Source organism: Serratia sp. G204Y, assembly GCF_051172435.1.
GTDB classification, from domain to species: domain Bacteria; phylum Pseudomonadota; class Gammaproteobacteria; order Enterobacterales; family Enterobacteriaceae; genus Serratia; species Serratia sarumanii.
The window spans coordinates 222717-242120 of record NZ_JBPIZA010000003.1; the positions used below are offsets into that span (position 1 = coordinate 222717).

Genomic DNA, 19404 nt, shown 5'->3' on the forward strand with positions numbered 1-19404 from the left:
AAACGAAAGGGCCGGCAAGCCAGCCCTCTGTGGGATTACTGCTTCAGCTTCAGGGTGGAGATGATGCCTTCGGCTTCGGCCTGCGCCTGCTGCTGATTGTCCGCCGGCAGCGTCACCTGAATGGTCAGCATGTTGTTGTTCAGCGAGCCGATCAGGACGGAGGAATAGGCTTTTTCGCCGCCGCTGGTGATGATGCTGTCCAGCTGACGCAGCGGCACGCCGTTGACGTCGAGCGCTTTGTTGGTGATCACCTGCAGGTTGGCGTCACGCGCGCGCTGGGTATTCTCCAGGCGCTTGGCCAGGGTCTCCAGGCTGTCGGCGGTCTTGTCGCCCAGGATCACGATCACCGCGCGCTGGCCGGTGCTGTCTGCGTAAACATGCATGTTGTTGGCCTGGTTGCCCAGCTTGCCGCTCTGATCCGCCATGCCGACCGGCAGGGTGAACGCCAGTTTACCGTCCAGCAGGCTGACCTGCTGCCCAGCCGGTGCGCTGGCCGCCGCGCCGTCAGACGCTGCCTTGGTGTCTTTGGTGTCGCCGTCGCAGGCCGCGAGGCCAAGCGCCAGCAGGCTGATACCCATCAATTTCGCTACTTTACGCATCGGGCTTCCTTCTTCCTTTCCGGTAGGGATTCACTGTCGTATCGCAACCTATTCCAGGCTGAAATGCAAGGCAGATGTTGTCACAAGTTTTTCTCCAGTAATAGCCGATAATCAGCCACTTCGCCTTTCTTTTCCAGCTGAACAATCTGATAGTGGTGGGCGAGCAGCATCGTCAGCATGGCGCGGAACCGGTTACGGGTTTTGACCGTCAGCCGGCGATAGCCCTGCGCCCGCGCCCAGCGCTCCTGTTCGGCCAACAAGGCCTGCGCCACGCCGTGGCGACGAAATGCCGGCAGCACGCCGCCCAGCCAGCTGTAAAACACCGTTTCCCGCTGTTGATAACCGAGTTTGAAACCGGCCGGCTGGCCGTCGATTTCGGCGATCAACAGGCTGGCGGGGGCACCGCCGATGCGCCGCTGCAGATCGGCCAGGCTATGCAGGCCGCCGAATTCGGGGATGCGTTGGTAAAGGCGGTGGATTTCTTCGAGCGTGGCGATGCGGACGATTGGGATCATGGGCGGCCTCCAAAGGATAGGGCCGCCCAGAATAACACGGCTCAGCCCGGCTGCAGGCTGCCGCTGCGCGCCGCGATGCGTTTGAGCAGCATGTTCAGCAACACGCCGTACATCGGCAGGAAGAACAGCAGGCAGATCATCACCTTGAAGCTGTAATCCACCAGCGCGATCTCCACCCAGTTGTTGGCCATGAAGGGATCGCTGCTCTTGTAGAAGGCGATGAAGAAGAACGCCAGCGTATCGCTGATATTGCCGAAGAACATCGCCGCCGCCGGCGCCACCCACCAGGCGCTGCGTTGGCGCAGGCGATTGAAGACGTGAACGTCGAGGATCTGGCCGAGCACGTAGGCCATAAAGCTGGCGACGGCGATACGCGCCACGAACAGGTTAAAACTGCCCAGCGCCGCGAAGCCCTGCCATTCTCCCTGATAGGTGACGGTGGAGATCACGTAGGAGATGAACAGCGCCGGCACCATCACCGCCAGGATAATCCGCCGCGCCAGCGGCGCGCCGAAGATGCGCACGGTCAGATCGGTCGCGAGGAAGATAAACGGGAAGGTAAAGGCGCCCCAGGTGGTATGGAAGCCGAAAACGGTGATCGGCAGCTGCACCAGGTAGTTGCTGGAGGTAATGATGGCGATATGAAACAGCGAAAGCCAGACCAACGCCGTGAAGCGCTGCTGTGCGGTAAACGAATACATATTGTAGCCTTTTTAGCAGTGGGGTGAGGGAACCCAGTGTGTCTTGTCAAAACAGCAAAAAACGCTGCGCGGCGGCATGATACGCGTTTGCGCAACCAATGCAATGGTTAAATTTAACGCAAACGTTAACGCATCTTGCGCAGAAAAACTACCGGCGTAAACTAGGCGCTAATGAGATGCGGCGAGCGTTCGCCGATCGTTTTTGAACGAGAAAAATTGCATGACTGACTTATTTGCCCAGGCAGACCAGACGCTCGACGCGCTGGGCCTGCGTTGCCCGGAACCGGTGATGATGGTGCGCAAAACCGTGCGCCATATGGACAACGGCGAAACGCTGCTGATTATCGCCGACGATCCGGCCACCACCCGCGATATTCCGGGGTTCTGCCGCTTTATGGAACACACGCTGGTGGCGCAGGAGACCGAGCAGGCGCCATACCGTTATCTGCTGCGTAAAGGTGTATAACGGCGACACGGTCGTGTTGATGAAGGAAAAGTCCCTTTCCCCGAAATGACAACGGGCGCGCTATGCCGCGCCCGTATTGGTTTCCGAACTTAGCTGCGCTTTTTCAACAGCCGCAGCGCGTTGGCGGTGACCAGCGCGGTGGCGCCGGAGTCTGCCAGCACCGCCAGCCACAAACCGGTCAGCCCCAGCAGGCTGGTGATCAGGAAGACCCCTTTCAACCCCAGCGCGATGGTGATGTTTTGCCGGATATTGGCGTGGGTGGCGCGCGAGATGCGGATCATCTCCGCAACGCCCAGCAGCCGGTTGTGGGTCAGGGCGGCGTCGGCGGTTTCCAATGCCACGTCGGTGCCGCTGCCCATGGCGATGCCGATGCTGGAGGCTTTCATCGCCGGGGCGTCGTTGATGCCGTCGCCGATCATCGCCGTCGGACGCAGTTCGCTCAGCTCGGTGACCGCGTTGACCTTATCTTCCGGCAACAGACTAGCGCGATAGTCGAGGCCCAGCTCGCCGGCGATCGCCGCGGCGGCGCGCGGGTTGTCGCCGGTCAGCATCACGCCGCGAATACCCAGCGCGTTCAGTTCGGCTATCGCCTGTTTGGCGTCGCTGCGCAGCGTGTCGCGCAGCGCCAGCAAGCCGATGGGCGCGCCGTCTTCCAGCACCACCACCGCCGTTTTACCGGCGTTTTCCAGCTTGTCTACCTTGCTCTGCCATTGAACGTCGAGCAGGCCCGGCGCCAGCTTGCCCGGCGCGCTGATCAGCACGGTCTTGCCGTCCACGATCCCTTCCACGCCGACGCCGGCCAGCGCGCGGCGCGCCTGCGCCAGCGGCAACTCGGCCCCGCTTGCGGCGGCGCGGTTGATGATCGCCTGCGCCAGCGGGTGATGTGAACCGGCCTCCACCGCGGCGGCAAGCTGCAGCAGCCGCTGTTCGGTGAGCGCGCCGATCGGCAGCACGTCGGTCACCGTCGGCTTGCCTTCGGTCAGGGTGCCGGTTTTATCGAAGGCGATGGTTTGTATCTGGCCCAGTTGCTCCAGCGCCGCGCCGCCTTTAATCAGCGCGCCGCGCCGCGTGGCGGCCGCCAGCCCGGATGTAATGGCCGCCGGGGTCGAGATCACCAGCGCGCACGGACAGCCGATCAGCAGCAGCGTCAGGCCGCGATAGATCCAGGTATCCCACGGCTGCGAGAACAGCAGCGGCGGCAGCAGGATCACCGCGACGGCCAGCAGCATAATGGCCGGGGTGTAATAACGGCTGAACCGGTCGAGGAAGCGTTCGATCGGCGCGCGGCGCTCTTCGGCCTCTTCAATCAGCTGCAGAATGCGGTCGATGGCGTTTTTGCCGGGCTCGGAGATCACCTTCATCTGCGCCGCCTGATCGACGGACAGGCTGCCGGCGGCCACTTTCTCGCCCTGCTGGCGCTCGACCGGCACCGATTCGCCGGTCAGGGCGCTTTCGTCGAAGCTGGCGAACGGATTGAGCAGCTCGGCGTCGGCCGGCAGGCGCCCGCCGGGCGCGATTTCAATCACGTCGCCAGGGCGCAGGCTGGCGACCGGCACGCGTTTGCGTTCCGTGCCTTGCAGCAGCAGCGCGTCTTCCGGCACCAGCTCCATCAGCGCCGTCACGCCGCGTCGCGCGCGGTTGGCGGCGTAGGATTCCAGCAGTTCGCCGACCATAAACAACAGCAGCACCATCGCCGCTTCGGCGGTGGCGCCGATGAACAGCGCGCCGATGGCCGCCACGCTCATCAGCGTTTCGATGGCGAATGGCGTGCCGGAGCGGATCAAACGCAGCGCCTTGGCGGCGACCGGCGCCAATCCGACCAGCGTGGTGGCGATAAAGGCGATGCGCCCCAGCTCCGGGTTAACCCGATCCAGCACCCAGCTGACGACCATCAGGGTAGTTAACAGCAGCAGCGGTGCGAATTCGCCGAAGCGTGAGGTTTTCGGCGCGGCGGCTTTGGCGTTCTGAGTGCCGAGCAGGGTAAAGCCGGCCTGGGCGACCGCGTCCTGGATCCGCAGGCTGATGTCGGACTGTGCGTCGACCACCAGCTTTTCGGTGGCGAACAACACGCGCGCGCTGTCGACGCCGGGGAGTGCGGTGACGGCATTTTCGATTTTCTTGGCGCAGCTGGGGCAGTCCATGCCGGTGACTTTCCAGCTGAAACGTTGGCTGCCGGAAGGGGGAGCGGCGGCCAGCCTGTCGCTTTCCTCGTCCGGATCGTCGGGCGTGGCGGCGCAGCAGCCGCTATCGCCATGATCGTGATGATGGTGGGCCTGTTCGGCCTGCGCGGCGGCGTTTTTCGGTTCGCTGCTGCAGCCATGCTGCGTTTTGCTGTGGCTGTGGTTGCAGCCGCATCCGCCTTCGGCGTGGTGATGTTCCTGATGATTATGGTTTTGCTGATTGTGCATAACGTCCCCCTTCGGGCTGTTAAACGGGTTTGCTCAGTTGACTCTACACCCTGGAGTCCACTCCAGAGTCAAGCGCCGGATGAGAATTATTGCTAACGGCGTTCAAGCGTAGAAAGGGGGATTCATTCAATAATGAATAATGCGAATTTTAATCTATCGGCTTTTCTTATCCCCTATTTGGGGAAACAGGCTCGCCGCCGATAGTTTAAATAAGAAAATAATATTCCTATAGAAACTAAAAAATCGCCCGACCTAATAATAAAGAGTTATTAATCTATAACGCTTTAGCAAAATTTACCTTTTACCCTAGGGAAAGCCAGCATGATTCGCTTGAGTCTGCAGGCCGCATTGCTATTGAAGTTTGGTGCCAACTTCTCCTCATCAAGTTTCATTTGTTTTGTAAAGAAGCCAAAAAAGCAGCATAACAAACTTTCGTTGCGATAATAAATGGTTGATTATTTTATGTGCAGTTTTGCGACCCTGCCTATAATTGGAATCGATTACCATTTTTAATGGTGATCTTATTTGCTGATATATATGCATTAATTCTACCTAACACACTGCCGGCAACGGCGCATAAGCCCCTTCCAGCAAGCCTGAGGTTCATTAACCGTGGCTTACGGGGAGGTTATGTCTATCTGTCTGATTGATATCAATCAGGTAATGAGTGGAATCGAACCAATGCAATCTACTAAAAAGGCAATTGAAATTACTGAATCCAGCCTTGCGGCCGCGACAACCGGCTACGATGCTGTAGACGACCTGCTGCATTATCATGAGCGGGGCAACGGGATTCAGATTAATGGCAAGGATTCATTTTCTAACGAGCAAGCTGGGCTGTTTATTACCCGTGAGAACCAAACCTGGAACGGTTACAAGGTATTTGGCCAGCCGGTCAAATTAACCTTCTCCTTCCCGGACTATAAGTTCTCTTCCACCAACGTCGCCGGCGACACCGGGCTGAGCAAGTTCAGCGCGGAACAGCAGCAGCAGGCTAAGCTGTCGCTGCAGTCCTGGGCCGACGTCGCCAATATCACCTTCACCGAAGTGGCGGCCGGACAAAAGGCCAACATCACCTTCGGCAACTACAGCCAGGATCGTCCCGGCCACTATGATTACGGCACCCAGGCCTACGCCTTCCTGCCGAACACCATTTGGCAGGGCCAGGATCTGGGTGGCCAGACCTGGTACAACGTCAACCAATCCAACGTGAAGCATCCGGCGACCGAAGACTACGGCCGTCAGACGTTCACCCATGAGATTGGCCATGCGCTGGGCCTGAGCCACCCGGGCGACTACAACGCCGGTGAGGGTAACCCGACCTATCGCGACGTCACCTATGCGGAGGATACCCGCCAGTTCAGCCTGATGAGCTACTGGAGTGAAACCAACACCGGTGGCGACAACGGCGGCCACTATGCCGCGGCTCCGCTGCTGGATGACATTGCCGCCATTCAGCATCTGTATGGCGCCAACCTGTCGACCCGCACCGGCGACACCGTGTACGGCTTTAACTCCAACACCGGTCGCGACTTCCTCAGCACCACCAGCAACTCGCAGAAAGTGATCTTTGCGGCCTGGGATGCGGGCGGTAACGATACCTTCGATTTCTCCGGTTACACCGCTAACCAGCGCATCAACCTGAACGAGAAATCGTTCTCCGATGTGGGTGGCCTGAAGGGCAACGTCTCGATCGCTGCCGGTGTGACCATTGAGAACGCCATTGGCGGTTCCGGCAACGACGTGATTGTCGGCAACGCGGCCAACAACGTGCTGAAAGGCGGCGCGGGTAACGACGTGCTGTTCGGCGGCGGCGGGGCGGATGAGCTGTGGGGCGGTGCCGGCAAAGACATCTTCGTGTTCTCTGCCGCCGGCGATTCCGCACCGGGCGCTTCAGACTGGATCCGCGACTTCCAGAAAGGGATCGACAAAATTGACCTGTCGTTCTTCAACAAAGAGGCGCAGAGCAGCGATTTCATTCACTTCGTCGATCACTTCAGCGGCACGGCCGGCGAAGCGCTGCTGAGCTACAACGCTTCCAACAACGTGACCGATTTGTCGGTGAATATCGGTGGCCATCAGGCGCCGGACTTCCTGGTGAAAATCGTCGGCCAGGTTGACGTCGCCACTGACTTTATCGTGTAACACAGCAACGGAACGCCCGGCGCAGTCTCGGCCGGGCGTGATGCGGGAGCCCGGTATGAAAGGTACTTTAACGCGCACCGCTTTGGCGGCGGGCGGCATGATGGTGACAAGTGCGGTCATGGCCGGCAGCCTGGCGCTGCCGACCGCGCAGTCGCTGGCGGGGCAATGGCAGGTGGCCGACAGCGAGCGGCAATGCCAAATCGAGTTTTTGGCGAATGAGCAAAGTGAAACCAACGGCTATCAGCTGGTGGATCGGCAACGGTGTTTGCAAAGCGTGTTTGCGGCGGAAGTCGTGGGCTGGCGCCCGGCGCCGGACGGCATCGCTCTGCTGCGGGCGGATGGCAGCACGCTGGCGTTCTTCTCGCGCGACGGCGATCTGTATCGCAATCAGCTGGGCGCCGATGATGCCCTGACGTTGAAAGCGCTGGCTTGATAATGAAAAACGGGTTCGGCGCGCCGAACCCGCGGCAGAGAGTTACAGGTAGAGCGAACGCACGATCAGGAAGTGGCCGGAGAAGTAACAGAAAGCCACGATGGCGTCCGCCGCGCGGAAGGTGAAACGGTAGCGGTTGAGCAGCCAAACCACGTTGGCCAGCAGCAGCAGCGAGGTGCCGGTCAGCAGCGAGAAGCCGAAATCGGTGCTGCGCAGGAAATATTGCTCGCCCGCCAGCCAGACCATCAGCAGCGTCATCGCCACGTAGGTGACGATCGGCCAGCGCATCTCTTCCAGCCGGGTCCAAAGGGTGGCCAGCAGCAACGCGCCGATCGCCAGCAGCGCCAGCGGCAGCGGCCAGAACAGGCTGAACGTCATCTGGCTGGCGAAGCTCAGGGTATACAGCAGATGGGACAGGAAAAAGGCGCCGATGGCGTACAGCACCCGCTCGCGCGGCAACAGGAGCAGCGCGTCGCCGATCAGCGTCGCCAGCAGGCCGAGCACGATCAGATAACCCGCGGCGCCGAGCACCGGCGCCTGCCAGGCCAACAGCAACAGCAGCAGCAGCGTGACGGGTTTGAACACCCAGCGCTGCCAGCGCGGGCCACGGTATGAGGCGTCGACGAACAGCCAACCGGAAAAGAATACGGCAAGGAACGGCCAACTCATTTATGTCTTCCTTATGCATGAGGGAGCCGCAACAACCGGCTCCAAACTGTCACCAATGTCACTTCTTATTTCAGTGTAGGTAGCCTGCCGACGATCGACAATGCTTTCTTGAGAATGCTATGTTTACGCCGATTTGGCCGTGAAGGAAATGGGAAACCGATGAGCAAGCCACCGTTATTTTTTGTCGCCGTGATTGCGCTGATCGCCGTGCTGGCCACGCAACGCTACTTCAAACAGCGCCAGCGGGAGGCGGAAAACGATCGCGCGCCGATGCGCAGCCTGCAGGTGACGGTGAGCGACAAGCGCAGCTTCCCGGTCGCCAGGACCCGCGCGCCGCAGCGCGAACCGCTGGTCAATGAGCCGATGTATTACGAGGTGGTGTTCAGCCCGAACCAGGGCGGTGAAGACATCACGCTTCGGCTGAAACAGTGGCAATACAACCCGATAGAAAAAGGCGCGCAGGGCACGTTGAACATGCAGGGCACGCGCTTCGTCTCTTTCAGCGTTCAGCCGTAGCGGTCATTTCTTCTTGATGGGCGGCTGTTTCTTTTGCCAGGCCAGCAGCTCGAACACGCCAAAGATAAAGATCTTGGCTTCTTGCCAGTAGCTGATTGGCTGATCCTTCGGCTGGGTGGATTTCAACAGCACCAGCTGCAGGCCGTGCATCACCACCATAAAGAACAGCGCCACGTCGATGAAATACTTCAGCGGCTTGGGAAAAGGATGGAACAGGTTAGAGAGCAGGAAGCCCCACACGCACAGCATCAGCAGACGGCCCAGATTAATCAGCATGGTCGGTTTTCTCTTGCGAACGAATATAAAGGCGATAGGCCACCTGGCCGGCGACCTTCTCCCGGTGCAGCTGCCAGCTGGCAGGCACGTCCGCCGCGGCGCTTTCTGCCTCGGCTTCTACATAGATCCAGGCCTCGTCGGCCAGCCAGCCACGCTGCTCCAGCAGCAAGGTGGTCTCCGCCAGCAGGCCTTTGCGAAACGGCGGATCGAGGAACACCACGTCGAACGGTTGGCCCTCGCCCGCCAGCCAGCTCAGCGCGTTGGTGTTGATAACCACCCCCTTGCCCTGCAGCAGCGCCAGATTTTTTTCCAGCTGCTGCGCCACCGGCCGTTCGAATTCCAACAGCGTGGCGCTGCCGGCGTAGCGCGACAGCGCTTCCAGCCCTAATGCGCCGCTGCCGGCGAAACAGTCCAGGCAGCGCGCGCCCTGAATCACCGGCGCCAGCCAGTTGAACAGGGTTTCGCGCACCCGATCGGTGGTGGGGCGCAGCCCCGGGCTGTTCGGCACCGGAAGCTTGCGACCGCGCCATTGGCCGCCGATGATGCGGATCTGTCCGGCTGCGACCTGGGGCGGTTTTTTGGCCGCCGCCCGTGGCGAGAGTCTTGTCATAAGCGTTGTTTGATTTCTTTTGCGGCGCGGAGCCGTAGAGGTTAACGAAAAGTTGCCCCTATTCTACCGGTGACGGGCTTCGGGGGGAACGGTAAAACTTTGTTGTCTGATTTCACACCGGAAAGCGTGCCGGATGCGTGTTGCTGCGCGAGGGAAAGTGATAGACTCGGCGGATTATTGTCAGCATATATCCTTCAGGTATGTAGGGTAAGCGAGCCTTCAGTACGGAGTAGAGTCATAACATGGCAAAAGATAAGAAACGTGGGTTTTTCTCCTGGCTGGGGTTTGGCCAGAAGGAAAAGGAAGAAGAGCAACAGCAACCTGAGCAGCCGGTAGAGCAGGCGGAGCCTCAGGCCGCGGAGACGCCGGCTGAACCGGCCACCGCCAAGCTGGATGACAAGCTCCCCGCCCAGGAATCTGAACCTGCCGCCTCCGTCGACACCCCGGGAGAGTGGGATAGCGGCCAGGCCGGCGAACCCATCGCGGAAAACCTGCCGGCGGCGGCCGAACACCCGACGGCGCAAGCGTTGGCCGAAGAGATTGTCAGCGTGACCGAGCAGGTAGTGGCGCAGCAGCAGCCGGTCGTCGAGCCCGAGCCGGTGGTTGAGCCCGAGCCGGTTGTTGAACCCGAGCCAGTCGTTGAACCCGAGCCGATCGCCGAGCCTGAGCCGGTTGTTGAGCCCGAACCGGTCGTCGAATCTGAGCCAGTTGTTGAGCCTGAGCCGGTTGTCGAGCCCGAGCCGTTTGTTGAGCCCGAGCCGGTCGTTGAACCTGAGCCGGTCGTTGAACCCGAGCCGGTTGTCGAGCCAGAGCCGGTCGTTGAACCTGAGCCAGTTGTTGAGCCTGAGCCGGTTGTCGAGCCTGAGCCGGTCGTTGAACCCGAGCCGGTTGTCGAGCCAGAGCCGGTTGTTGAGCCCGAGCCAGCCGCTGAGCCCGAGCCCGTCGTCGAACCAGAATCGGAGCCGGAAGAAGAAGCGCCGCTTGAACCTGTGGTGCCGGCCGCTGTGCAAGAGCAGGAGCGGCCGACCAAAGAGGGCTTCTTCGCTCGCCTGAAGCGCAGCCTGCTGAAAACCAAGCAAAACCTCGGCTCCGGCTTTATGGGGCTGTTCCGCGGTAAAAAGATCGACGACGACCTGTTCGACGAGTTGGAAGAACAGCTGCTGATCGCCGATGTCGGCGTGGAGACCACGCGCAAGATCATCACCTCCCTGACCCAGCACGCCAGCCGCAAGCAGCTGAAAGACGCCGAAGCGCTGTATGGCAAGCTGAAGGAGGAAATGTCCGAAATTCTGGCCAAGGTCGATCAGCCGCTGGATGTCAGCGGGAAAACCCCGTATGTCATTCTGATGGTCGGCGTGAACGGCGTGGGTAAAACCACCACCATCGGCAAGCTGGCGCGCCAATTCCAGGCGGAAGGCAAGTCGGTGATGCTGGCGGCGGGGGATACTTTCCGCGCCGCGGCGGTGGAGCAGCTGCAGGTGTGGGGCGAACGCAACCGCATCCCGGTGGTGGCGCAGCATACCGGGGCGGATTCCGCTTCGGTGATCTTCGATGCGGTGCAGGCCGCCAAGGCGCGCGGCATCGATGTCTTGATCGCCGATACCGCCGGCCGTCTGCAGAACAAATCGCACCTGATGGAAGAGCTGAAGAAGATCGTCCGCGTCATGAAAAAACTGGACGACCAGGCCCCCCATGAGGTTATGCTGACGCTCGATGCCAGCACCGGCCAGAATGCGGTCAGCCAGGCGAAATTATTTAATGAGGCCGTGGGCTTAACCGGCATCACGCTGACTAAACTGGACGGTACCGCCAAGGGCGGGGTGATCTTCGCCATCGCCGATCAGTTCGGTATCCCGATTCGCTATATCGGCGTCGGGGAAGGCATCGAAGATTTGCGGCCGTTTAAGGCTGACGATTTTATTGAGGCACTTTTTGCCCGAGAGGATTAATACGGATGATTCGCTTTGAACAGGTCAGTAAAGCTTATCTGGGCGGACGGCAAGCGCTGCAGGGGGTCGATTTCCATCTGCGCCCGGCGGAAATGGCGTTTCTGACCGGCCATTCCGGCGCGGGGAAAAGTACCCTGCTGAAACTGATTTGTGGTATCGAACGGCCCAGCGCCGGCCACATCTGGTTTGGCGGCCACGACATCAGTCGTTTGAAAAACCGCGAGGTGCCGTTCCTGCGTCGGCAGATCGGCATGATCTTCCAGGATCACCACCTGCTGCTGGATCGCACGGTGTATGACAATGTGGCGATGCCGCTGATCATCGCCGGCGCCAGTACCGAAGACATCCGCCGCCGCGTCTCCGCCGCGCTGGACAAGGTCGGTTTGCTGGATAAAGCGAAGAACTTCCCGATTCAGCTGTCCGGCGGTGAGCAGCAGCGCGTGGGCATCGCCCGTGCGGTGGTGAACAAGCCGGCGGTGTTGCTGGCGGATGAACCGACCGGCAACCTGGACGACGCGCTGTCGGAAGGCATTCTGCGCCTGTTTGAAGAATTCAACCGCGTCGGCGTCACCGTATTAATGGCGACGCACGACACCGGGCTTATCGCCCGCCGCAATTACCGCATCCTGACGCTGAGCCAGGGCCGCATGCAAGGGGGCGCTCACCATGGCCAATAACGCAAAAACCGCCAAGAGCAAGGCGCTGCGCGGCGGCTGGCGCGAGCAGTGGCGTTACGCCTGGATGAACGCCATCAAAGACATGCTGCGCCAGCCGTTGGCGACGCTGTTGACGGTGATGGTGATCGCCATCTCCCTGACGCTGCCGAGCGTGTGCTACATCGTGTGGAAAAACGTCAGCACCGCGGCCAGCCAGTGGTACCCGACGCCGCAGCTGACGGTCTACCTGGATAAATCGCTCGACGACGACGCGGCGCTGAAAGTGCTCGACGCCATCAAGGCGGAAGCCGGCGTGGAGAAGGTGAATTACCTGTCGCGTGAAGAAGCGCGCGGCGAGTTCCGCAACTGGTCGGGCTTTGGCGGCGCGTTGGACATGTTGGAAGAGAACCCGTTGCCGGCGGTGGCGATCGTTACGCCGAAGATGAGCTTCCAGAGTTCGGATACCCTCAACACCCTGCGCGATCGCGTGGCGGCGGTGCAGGGCGTGGAAGAAGTGCGTATGGATGACAGCTGGTTTGCCCGCCTGGCGGCGCTGACCGGGTTGGCGGGCCAGATCGCGGCGATCATCGGCGTGCTGATGATCGTGGCGGTGTTCCTGGTGATCGGCAACAGCGTGCGTCTGAGCATCTTCAGCCGCCGCGACACCATCAACGTGATGAAGCTGATCGGCGCCACCGACGGTTTTATCCTGCGGCCGTTCCTTAACGGCGGGGCGATGCTCGGCTTTGCCGGCGCGCTGCTGTCGCTGGTGCTGTCCGGCGCGCTGGTGTGGCAGCTGGAGTCAGTGGTCGCCGGGGTGGCCAAGGTGTTCGGCACCACCTTCACCCTGCACGGGCTGGGCTGGGACGAGGCGCTGTTGCTGCTGATCATCTCCGCGATGATCGGTTGGATCGCCGCCTGGCTGGCGACGGTGCAACATTTACGCCGATTTACACCACAGTAAGATTTTTTTGGTATACTCTTCTCCTGCTGCTTTTGATCGCGTTGCGGGAGAAGAGTGACCTCAAGCGAAGTCAGCACAACACCTCTCTTCTTAGCGCACAAATTCCCTATCGGCCTGCACTCTCGTCACGTATTGTCAGCAACAATGCTTGCAAAAAAGGGTGAACTTTTAGGGCGGAGTACGGTCAAAAATTGCAGCAAATGTTAAGGTGCCCGGCGTGTGGAACCGCTTTTGCTTCAGCAACTGCCGTAGAATCAATCATTTCCCCGCTGTAATAATCACCTGCATGATTTTGTATTCTCATAGAGAGGGTTTGAATGACCAAAGAAATGCAAACTTTAGCCTTAGTACCCCAAGGTAGCTTGGAAGCCTATATCCGGGCAGCCAACGCCTATCCGATGCTGACGGCAGAGGAAGAGCGGGAGCTGGCTGAACGGCTGCATTATCAGGGCGATCTGGATGCCGCTAAGCAGCTCATCCTGTCTCACCTGCGCTTTGTCGCTCATATTGCCCGCAACTATTCAGGCTATGGTCTGCCACAGGCGGATCTGATTCAGGAAGGCAATATCGGCCTGATGAAAGCCGTTCGCCGCTTCAACCCTGAAGTCGGCGTGCGTCTGGTTTCCTTTGCGGTGCATTGGATTAAGGCGGAAATCCACGAGTACGTATTGCGCAACTGGCGCATCGTGAAAGTGGCGACCACCAAAGCGCAGCGCAAGCTGTTCTTTAACCTGCGCAAAACCAAACAGCGTTTGGGCTGGTTCAACCAGGACGAAGTGGAACTGGTGGCCCGCGAGCTGGGCGTAACCAGCAAAGACGTGCGCGAGATGGAGTCTCGCATGGCGGCGCAGGACATGACGTTCGATCCGACTCCGGACGACGAGGCCCGCGATGGCCAGTCGATGGCGCCGGTGCTGTACCTGCAGGACAAGAGCTCAGACTTCGCTGAAGGCATTGAGGAAGATAACTGGGAAAGCAACGCCGCAGACAAACTGGCCTATGCGCTGGAAGGTCTGGACGAGCGCAGCCAGCATATCATCCGCGCCCGCTGGCTCGACGACGACAACAAGTCGACGCTGCAGGAGCTGGCCGATCAGTACGGTGTTTCCGCCGAGCGCGTGCGCCAGCTGGAAAAGAACGCCATGAAGAAATTGAAAATGGCGATTGAAGCCTGAGTCGATGCGATATTCGAAAAAAAAGCCCGGCAAGCCGGGCTTTTTCATGCCTGAAATTCGGCGTTATGGCGCCACGGCGGCGAAGTCCGGCGCTGGGCAGTCGTAGCCGAATTTCGCCGCCCACGGGTAGCGAGTGCCGGTGTTGATGTAGCGTTGATAAAGCGCCCGGCCGGTTTTGGCGTCGCGCTTGATAACCCAGCTGGCGGCGTTACACAGCACGGCGGCATAGGCCTGGCTTTTCGGCGGCAGCAGATCGGCCGCCTGTTGCGCCAGCCCCACCGCCTGCCAGCGATAGTGCAGGAAACGGTTGTCCTGCGCCGGCAGCGCCGCCTTGGCGCGCGCCGCTTCTGCGCTGTCGATCCAGCTTTTATGCTTCAGCTCGCGAGTATCGAACGCATCCCCCAGATAGGAATAGCCAGCGCCATAGATGGCGTAGTCCGGTGTCATCTCATAGCCGGTAAACTCCAGCCCCTGGGCGCGCAGCAGGTTGGCCGCGCGATAGTAAGCTTGCGCGCGTGCCAGCGGCGCGGCGGACTTGTCCTTGGCGGCCTTCAGCTCATTGGCGTACTGCTGCGCCGCTTGCCGGTAGTTGGGGATATCGAAATAGTCCTGCGCTTCCGCGGCCCGCCCGGCGCGCATCAAGCGCCGCGCCAGCAGTTCGCGCAGCTGAACTTCCGGCGTGATTTGCTGGCCGCCACCGTAGTCGTCCGGGTTAACCGGCTTGAGCGGCGTCGTCGGCGCCGGGGCGTGCTTATCGACAAAGCCTTTCAACTCATCGACGGTCAGCACGCGCTCTGCCACATCGGCCACGTCGGCCCAGTAGAGCGCTTTGCCGCGATAAAGCAGGTCCATCGCCTGCAGATAGTCGCCGCGGTTCAGCGCCAGGATAGCCTGTTCGCCGGCCACCCGGCACTCGGGGACGATGGTTTCCGCGACAAAGTCGGCGTTACGCTGTTCGCCCCAGCTTTCGTCGGCGGGGAACGCGCTTGCCGCCTTGGCGTAGGCGGCGGTGGCGGCTTTCACGTCGCCGTCGCGCAGCGCCATTTTGGCGCGCAGCCACCACGCCAGGCCACCGTCGCCGGCGTTTTTCAGCAGGCTCGCCGCCATCGGGTATTGCCCGGAGCGGTAGGCCAATGCCGCCAGCCGATCGCTGCCGGCGAAGCCGCTTTTCACCGTGCCGTCCAGCAGCGTCAGGATCTGGCTGATGATCTGGGCAGAGCGGCCGTTGCCGTCGGTATCCGCCATTTGCAGGTTGCCGCTGCGGGCGAACAGCTCAATGGTCACCAGCTGCTGGATCAACGGATCGCCGATCACCTGCTTCAGCGTTTCCAGATGGTCGGGATTGACCAGGTAGCTGGAGACGTACTGCAGCGACTGCCCGCCGCTCGGATCGCCCTGCGCCGCCTGCTGTGCGTACAGGTGGGCAGCGGGGGCGACGTCACCCAGCCACAGGTGGATGCGCGCCTGCTGCCCGAGGCTGCTCAGCGCCAGCTGGTCGGGATCGGCGGTGCCGCTTTTCACCCGATCGATCACCTGCTGGAACGCCGCCAGCGCCTGTTCAAGTTCGGCTTTAGGCGGATGCTCGGCGGCGGGGGCCGCTTCACCCGATTCATTCACCGGCGTACCGTGGTCAGCCATCAACACCCGCCCAAGTGAATACTGCGCCCGCAGCCCCCAGTCGCCCTGTTCGGCGGCCGGGAGCTTCAGCACCTGCTGGAAATAGTCTGTGGCGCGCGGATCGTGGCTGGCGAAAGCGACGGCGCCCAGTTGATAAAGGCGTGCGGCGTTGGACAACCCCTGAGTATTGACGGCGTCAGCCTCTTCCACCGTTTTGGCGGCGCGCATTTTGCCGATCGCCACCGTTTCCGGCGACTGCGGCATCGGTTTCGGCGGCATCGGCGGCGGGGGGGCTTGCCAGTGCGGCAGCTGCTTATCCGCCGGCACCAGCCGGCCGGCTTCGAAGGCGAAATTGCCCTCCGGCATATACAGCAGGGTGCCGTTGCGGTCGATCAGCAGCCGGTTAGGGAAATCCGGGCCGCAGGCATAGCCGTTCAGCGGCAGCGCCAGCGCGGCGCCGATCAGCATGGCCAGCGGAAGAAGGCGGCGGGTGTTCCGTGCCGCGCGCGAATCAAGGTGTGACAAGGGTGCCTCCTGGCGTCAGTTGTTGGCAGCGCAGCCAGCCCAGCGGCCGGGATTGCCCGGCGCGCAGTTGGTCGCCGCTGATGCGGATAAAGCGTTGCCGTTGCGGTGCGGATTCCAGCCGGTAGTTGCCGACCGCGTCCGCGGCCAGGCAGTCGTCGGCGCGGATGACCACCTCTTGCGGCAGCGGGGCGTCCACCGGCCCGTTGTTATGAATTATCAGATCATACAGCCCGTTTTGCTGTGGCTGAGGCCTAAATTTTACCTGCCAGTCGACGTTCAGCGGCTGCCGTTCGATCACCGCTCGCAGCGTGGCGAGCGACCAGGCGCGCCGATCGTCCGCCAGCGGCAAGCGGAACCAGATAATGCCGCGCAGCCGGGGCGGCGTTTGCTGCGCCAGCGCTTGCAGAAAATCGGCGATCTGCTGCGGCGCGACCGTCAGCTCGCGGCCGTTGCCCGCCACGCGCAGCGAGGACTCGCTCTCCACCTGCGCGCCCTGCGCATCAAACCCCAGCAGCGCCATGCCGTAGGCCGGCAGCGCGACGCGAAACGGCTTCGGTGTGACGGAGGCGTACTGCCGCACCCAGCGCAGCGCCAAGGAGCCGTCAAACAGCCCCTGCTGCGGCGAGAGCACCGCGTGCACCTGCAGGACGGAGCTGTCGGCCTGTTGCAATACGCCGGGCAGGTCGGGCGAGCCGATCCAGGCCGGCAGGGCGGTGATGCCGAGCTGCAAAGCGGCGGGCAGCCGTTGGCGCAGTTGCTGCAGAAAGCGCTGGTAGTCCGGCAGGCGGGCGGTGGCGGCGTCATGATCGATCTCGACGCCGGTGACGGGCAGCCCGGCCGCCTGCCAGCGTTGGGTGAGCGCCAGCAGACGCTGGATAATGGCTTCTTGGTCCAGCTGCGGCAGCTGGCCGTCGAGGCGTGCTACCAGCCAGAGCGGGCGGCCGTCCTGCTTCAGCAGGCTGAGATCGGCTGGGATCTCCCGCCAGCCCTCGCGCGGATGTACCTGCAGCGCCAGCACGCGCAGCCCACCGAACAGATCGCGGCTGTGCGCCAGCGCATCGGCGTGCAGCGGCGTCCAGACCCGCTGCCAGACATAAACCTGCTGATCCCAGCCTGAGGCCAGGCGCAGCGCCTGCTGGCGCCCGAGGAGCGCGGCCGCCAGCCCCAGCACAATCAAGATTAGCGCCGCCAGCCGGCGTTTCATTTTTGCCAGAGATCGCCCTGCGGTGCGAAGCCGCAGGCGCGCATGAAGTTATCGACTTCCCCGCGTTCGCGCGGCGCCAGGCCGGCGGTCGACAGCTGCCAGTGGGCGACCTGCGGCAGCTGACGCTGCGCATCCTGCACCAGGTAAAGACCGACGCCGCGGCGGCGCGTCACTTCGCGTACCAGCAGGTCCTGCAGCTCGGCGCGGTCGTCCTGCAGCGCGATTTTCACCGCCCCCAGTAGCCGCTCGTTGAAGCGGGCGGCGAACAGCGCCTTGCCGTCGCTCAGCCAGCTCTGCCACTGTTCCGGCTGCTGGTGCGGCCAAATTTTGCCGAGGTCGATAAGGTCTTGCGGGGACAGCGCGGTCAGGCGCTCGATGGTCAGTTTCATGCAGAATTTCCGCGCAGCTAAATGATGCCGACAGTGTAATAGATCTTGTGCAGAGCGTTGTGTAAGTTTTTCTGTACGATTACTGTGCAATATGTTTTTTGCACGGGGCATTTTCCGAGTAAATAGTTAGTAAACGGATTGTTAACCAGCACAACGCACTACGCCTCAAGGTAAAGAGCGCAGATTTAATTCGAATTTTATCCTGTTTACACCGCTTGTTTCTGCCTGATGAAGTTGATTTGCAGAAGAAAATTCCTGTTTAATGGCATGAAAAATAAAGTCTTATTAGAAAATAATGCCGACAAAGCGCCTAAATCATTATTACTTATAACAAAAGCGGTCAATAACGATCGGGCGCAGGCAAACATAACAGGTACGTTCACAACGACAGATGGGGATTTGCGGATGAAATTAACAACAGGTAAGGCATTGCTGGCGGGTTGTATTGCGATGGCCATGAGCCAGGCGGCCATGGCGAAAGACATCAAGGTGGCGATCGTCGGGGCGATGTCCGGCCCGGTCGCGCAGTATGGCGACATGGAGTTTACCGGCGCGCGCCAGGCGATTGCCGACATCAACGCCAAGGGCGGCATCAAGGGCGACAAGCTGGTCGGCGTGGAATACGACGACGCCTGCGACCCGAAACAGGCGGTTGCGGTCGCCAACAAGGTGATCAACGACGGCATTCGCTACGTGATCGGCCACCTGTGCTCCTCGTCTACCCAGCCGGCGTCCGATATTTATGAAGACGAAGGCGTGATCATGATTACCCCGGCGGCCACCAACGCCGATCTGACCACCCGCGGCTACAAGATGATCATGCGCACCACCGGCCTGGACTCGGATCAGGGCCCGACCGCCGCCAAATACATCCTCAGCGACATCAAGCCGAAGCGCATCGCCGTGGTGCACGACAAGCAGCAATATGGCGAAGGCCTGGCGCGCTCGGTGCGCGACAGCCTGAAAAAACAGGGCACCGAAGTGGCGATGTTCGAAGGCATCACCGCCGGCGACAAAGACTTCTCCACCCTGGTGGCGCGCCTGAAGAAAGAGAATATCGACTTCGTGTATTTCGGCGGTTACTACCCGGAAATGGGCCAGATCCTGCGTCAGGCCAAGCAGGCCGGGTTGACCACCCGCTTCATGGGGCCGGAAGGCGTGGGCAACTCCTCGCTGTCCAACATCGCCGGGGCCGCTTCGGAAGGCATGCTGGTGACGCTGCCGAAGCGCTACGATCAGGTGCCTGCCAACCAGCCGATCGTCGATGCGTTGAAAGCCAAGAAGCTGGATCCGACCGGCCCGTTCGTCTGGACCACCTATGCCGCGCTGCAGTCGCTGACCACCGGCATGGAGCGCAGCGGCAGCCAGGAGCCGGCGGACATCGTCAAGGATCTGAAAACCGGCAAGCCGGTGGAGACCGTGATGGGGCCGCTGAGCTGGGATGACAAGGGCGATCTGAAAGGCTTCGAGTTCGGCGTATTCGAGTGGCATGCCAACGGCACGTCCACACCGATCAAATAAGCCATAATGATTAGGGTGGGGCGCGGCTCGCTGCGCCCGGCGGGTCGGCTTGCCGGCCCCGTCTCC

Annotated in this window: 19 protein-coding genes; 9 read left to right on the top strand and 10 right to left on the bottom strand. The window is 61.2% G+C overall.

The genetic code is table 11. From position 1 onward, the window contains the following. Window positions 1-35: 35 nt before the first annotated feature. From ACSBQQ_RS18055 to ACSBQQ_RS18065, 3 genes are all read right to left on the bottom strand, one after another. Window positions 36-599, bottom strand: a complete 564-nt coding sequence (locus ACSBQQ_RS18055; RefSeq protein WP_033636670.1) for a DcrB family lipoprotein — start codon at window positions 597-599, stop codon at window positions 36-38. A gap of 80 nt (window positions 600-679) precedes the next feature. After that, a complete protein-coding gene (locus ACSBQQ_RS18060; protein ID WP_060419881.1) occupies window positions 680-1114 on the bottom strand; it encodes a GNAT family N-acetyltransferase in 435 nt (144 codons plus the stop codon). Between the two features lie 41 nt (window positions 1115-1155). Beyond that, complete coding sequence (locus ACSBQQ_RS18065; protein ID WP_033636672.1) at window positions 1156-1815, bottom strand: 7-cyano-7-deazaguanine/7-aminomethyl-7-deazaguanine transporter; 660 nt, start codon at window positions 1813-1815, stop codon at window positions 1156-1158. Between the two features lie 220 nt (window positions 1816-2035). Here ACSBQQ_RS18065 and tusA point away from each other — a divergent pair, with 220 nt between their 5' ends. Continuing rightward, a complete protein-coding gene (gene tusA / locus ACSBQQ_RS18070) occupies window positions 2036-2281 on the top strand; it encodes a sulfurtransferase TusA (RefSeq protein WP_025304890.1) in 246 nt (81 codons plus the stop codon). An 89-nt stretch (window positions 2282-2370) separates the two neighbouring features. Here tusA and ACSBQQ_RS18075 read toward each other — a convergent pair whose 3' ends face one another. Further along, entirely contained in the window at window positions 2371-4689 is a 2319-nt protein-coding gene (locus tag ACSBQQ_RS18075) for a zinc/cadmium/mercury/lead-transporting ATPase (protein ID WP_049211706.1), read from the bottom strand. Between the two features lie 681 nt (window positions 4690-5370). On the opposite strand from ACSBQQ_RS18075, the gene ACSBQQ_RS18080 reads away from it, so the two are divergent. Next, the gene (locus ACSBQQ_RS18080; protein ID WP_033636674.1) at window positions 5371-6834 is read left to right on the top strand and encodes a serralysin family metalloprotease; all 1464 of its coding nucleotides are present in this window, start codon (window positions 5371-5373) and stop codon (window positions 6832-6834) included. A gap of 55 nt (window positions 6835-6889) precedes the next feature. Further along, a complete protein-coding gene (locus tag ACSBQQ_RS18085; RefSeq protein WP_038874139.1) occupies window positions 6890-7267 on the top strand; it encodes an AprI/Inh family metalloprotease inhibitor in 378 nt (125 codons plus the stop codon). Between the two features lie 42 nt (window positions 7268-7309). Here ACSBQQ_RS18085 and ACSBQQ_RS18090 read toward each other — a convergent pair whose 3' ends face one another. After that, complete coding sequence (locus ACSBQQ_RS18090; RefSeq protein ID WP_033636676.1) at window positions 7310-7936, bottom strand: lysoplasmalogenase; 627 nt, start codon at window positions 7934-7936, stop codon at window positions 7310-7312. A 159-nt stretch (window positions 7937-8095) separates the two neighbouring features. Between ACSBQQ_RS18090 and ACSBQQ_RS18095 the strand changes: the two genes are divergently transcribed. Next, the gene (locus ACSBQQ_RS18095) at window positions 8096-8452 is read left to right on the top strand and encodes a DUF2500 domain-containing protein (RefSeq protein ID WP_033649654.1); all 357 of its coding nucleotides are present in this window, start codon (window positions 8096-8098) and stop codon (window positions 8450-8452) included. Window positions 8453-8455: 3 nt separating this feature from the next. Here ACSBQQ_RS18095 and ACSBQQ_RS18100 read toward each other — a convergent pair whose 3' ends face one another. Together ACSBQQ_RS18100 and rsmD are read right to left on the bottom strand one after the other, a co-directional pair. Beyond that, a complete protein-coding gene (locus tag ACSBQQ_RS18100) occupies window positions 8456-8728 on the bottom strand; it encodes a DUF1145 family protein (RefSeq protein ID WP_004934327.1) in 273 nt (90 codons plus the stop codon). Continuing rightward, the gene (gene rsmD / locus ACSBQQ_RS18105) at window positions 8718-9338 is read right to left on the bottom strand and encodes a 16S rRNA (guanine(966)-N(2))-methyltransferase (protein WP_060429089.1); all 621 of its coding nucleotides are present in this window, start codon (window positions 9336-9338) and stop codon (window positions 8718-8720) included. The genes ACSBQQ_RS18100 and rsmD overlap by 11 nt, the downstream gene beginning before the upstream one ends. A gap of 242 nt (window positions 9339-9580) precedes the next feature. Here rsmD and ftsY point away from each other — a divergent pair, with 242 nt between their 5' ends. The 4 genes from ftsY (at window position 9581) to rpoH (ending at window position 14082) form a co-directional block, all read left to right on the top strand. Then, window positions 9581-11287, top strand: a complete 1707-nt coding sequence (gene ftsY, locus ACSBQQ_RS18110; protein ID WP_077038714.1) for a signal recognition particle-docking protein FtsY — start codon at window positions 9581-9583, stop codon at window positions 11285-11287. Window positions 11288-11292: 5 nt separating this feature from the next. Further along, complete coding sequence (gene ftsE, locus ACSBQQ_RS18115; protein ID WP_004934337.1) at window positions 11293-11964, top strand: cell division ATP-binding protein FtsE; 672 nt, start codon at window positions 11293-11295, stop codon at window positions 11962-11964. Then, window positions 11954-12907, top strand: a complete 954-nt coding sequence (gene ftsX, locus ACSBQQ_RS18120; RefSeq protein WP_033636680.1) for a permease-like cell division protein FtsX — start codon at window positions 11954-11956, stop codon at window positions 12905-12907. Before ftsE ends, ftsX begins: the two co-directional genes overlap by 11 nt. Window positions 12908-13224: 317 nt before the next feature. Next, window positions 13225-14082 (top strand): RNA polymerase sigma factor RpoH, encoded by an 858-nt coding sequence (gene rpoH / locus ACSBQQ_RS18125; protein WP_004934345.1) that lies wholly within the window; start codon window positions 13225-13227, stop codon window positions 14080-14082. Between the two features lie 63 nt (window positions 14083-14145). On the opposite strand, the gene ACSBQQ_RS18130 is transcribed toward rpoH, so the two are convergent. Genes ACSBQQ_RS18130 through panM form a run of 3 tightly spaced genes read right to left on the bottom strand, consistent with a single transcriptional unit; the run spans window position 14146 to window position 17817 of the window. After that, entirely contained in the window at window positions 14146-16167 is a 2022-nt protein-coding gene (locus tag ACSBQQ_RS18130; RefSeq protein ID WP_371929193.1) for a hypothetical protein, read from the bottom strand. Between the two features lie 43 nt (window positions 16168-16210). Next, window positions 16211-17428: a DUF3142 domain-containing protein gene (locus ACSBQQ_RS18135; RefSeq protein WP_060435839.1), complete on the bottom strand. Its 1218-nt coding sequence runs from the start codon at window positions 17426-17428 to the stop codon at window positions 16211-16213. After that, on the bottom strand, window positions 17425-17817 hold the full coding sequence (panM, locus tag ACSBQQ_RS18140) for an aspartate 1-decarboxylase autocleavage activator PanM (RefSeq protein ID WP_049198652.1): 393 nt from the start codon (window positions 17815-17817) through the stop codon (window positions 17425-17427). The genes ACSBQQ_RS18135 and panM overlap by 4 nt, the downstream gene beginning before the upstream one ends. A 405-nt stretch (window positions 17818-18222) precedes the next feature. On the opposite strand from panM, the gene ACSBQQ_RS18145 reads away from it, so the two are divergent. Further along, window positions 18223-19338 (top strand): branched-chain amino acid ABC transporter substrate-binding protein, encoded by a 1116-nt coding sequence (locus tag ACSBQQ_RS18145; protein WP_033636684.1) that lies wholly within the window; start codon window positions 18223-18225, stop codon window positions 19336-19338. Window positions 19339-19404 lie beyond the last annotated feature (66 nt).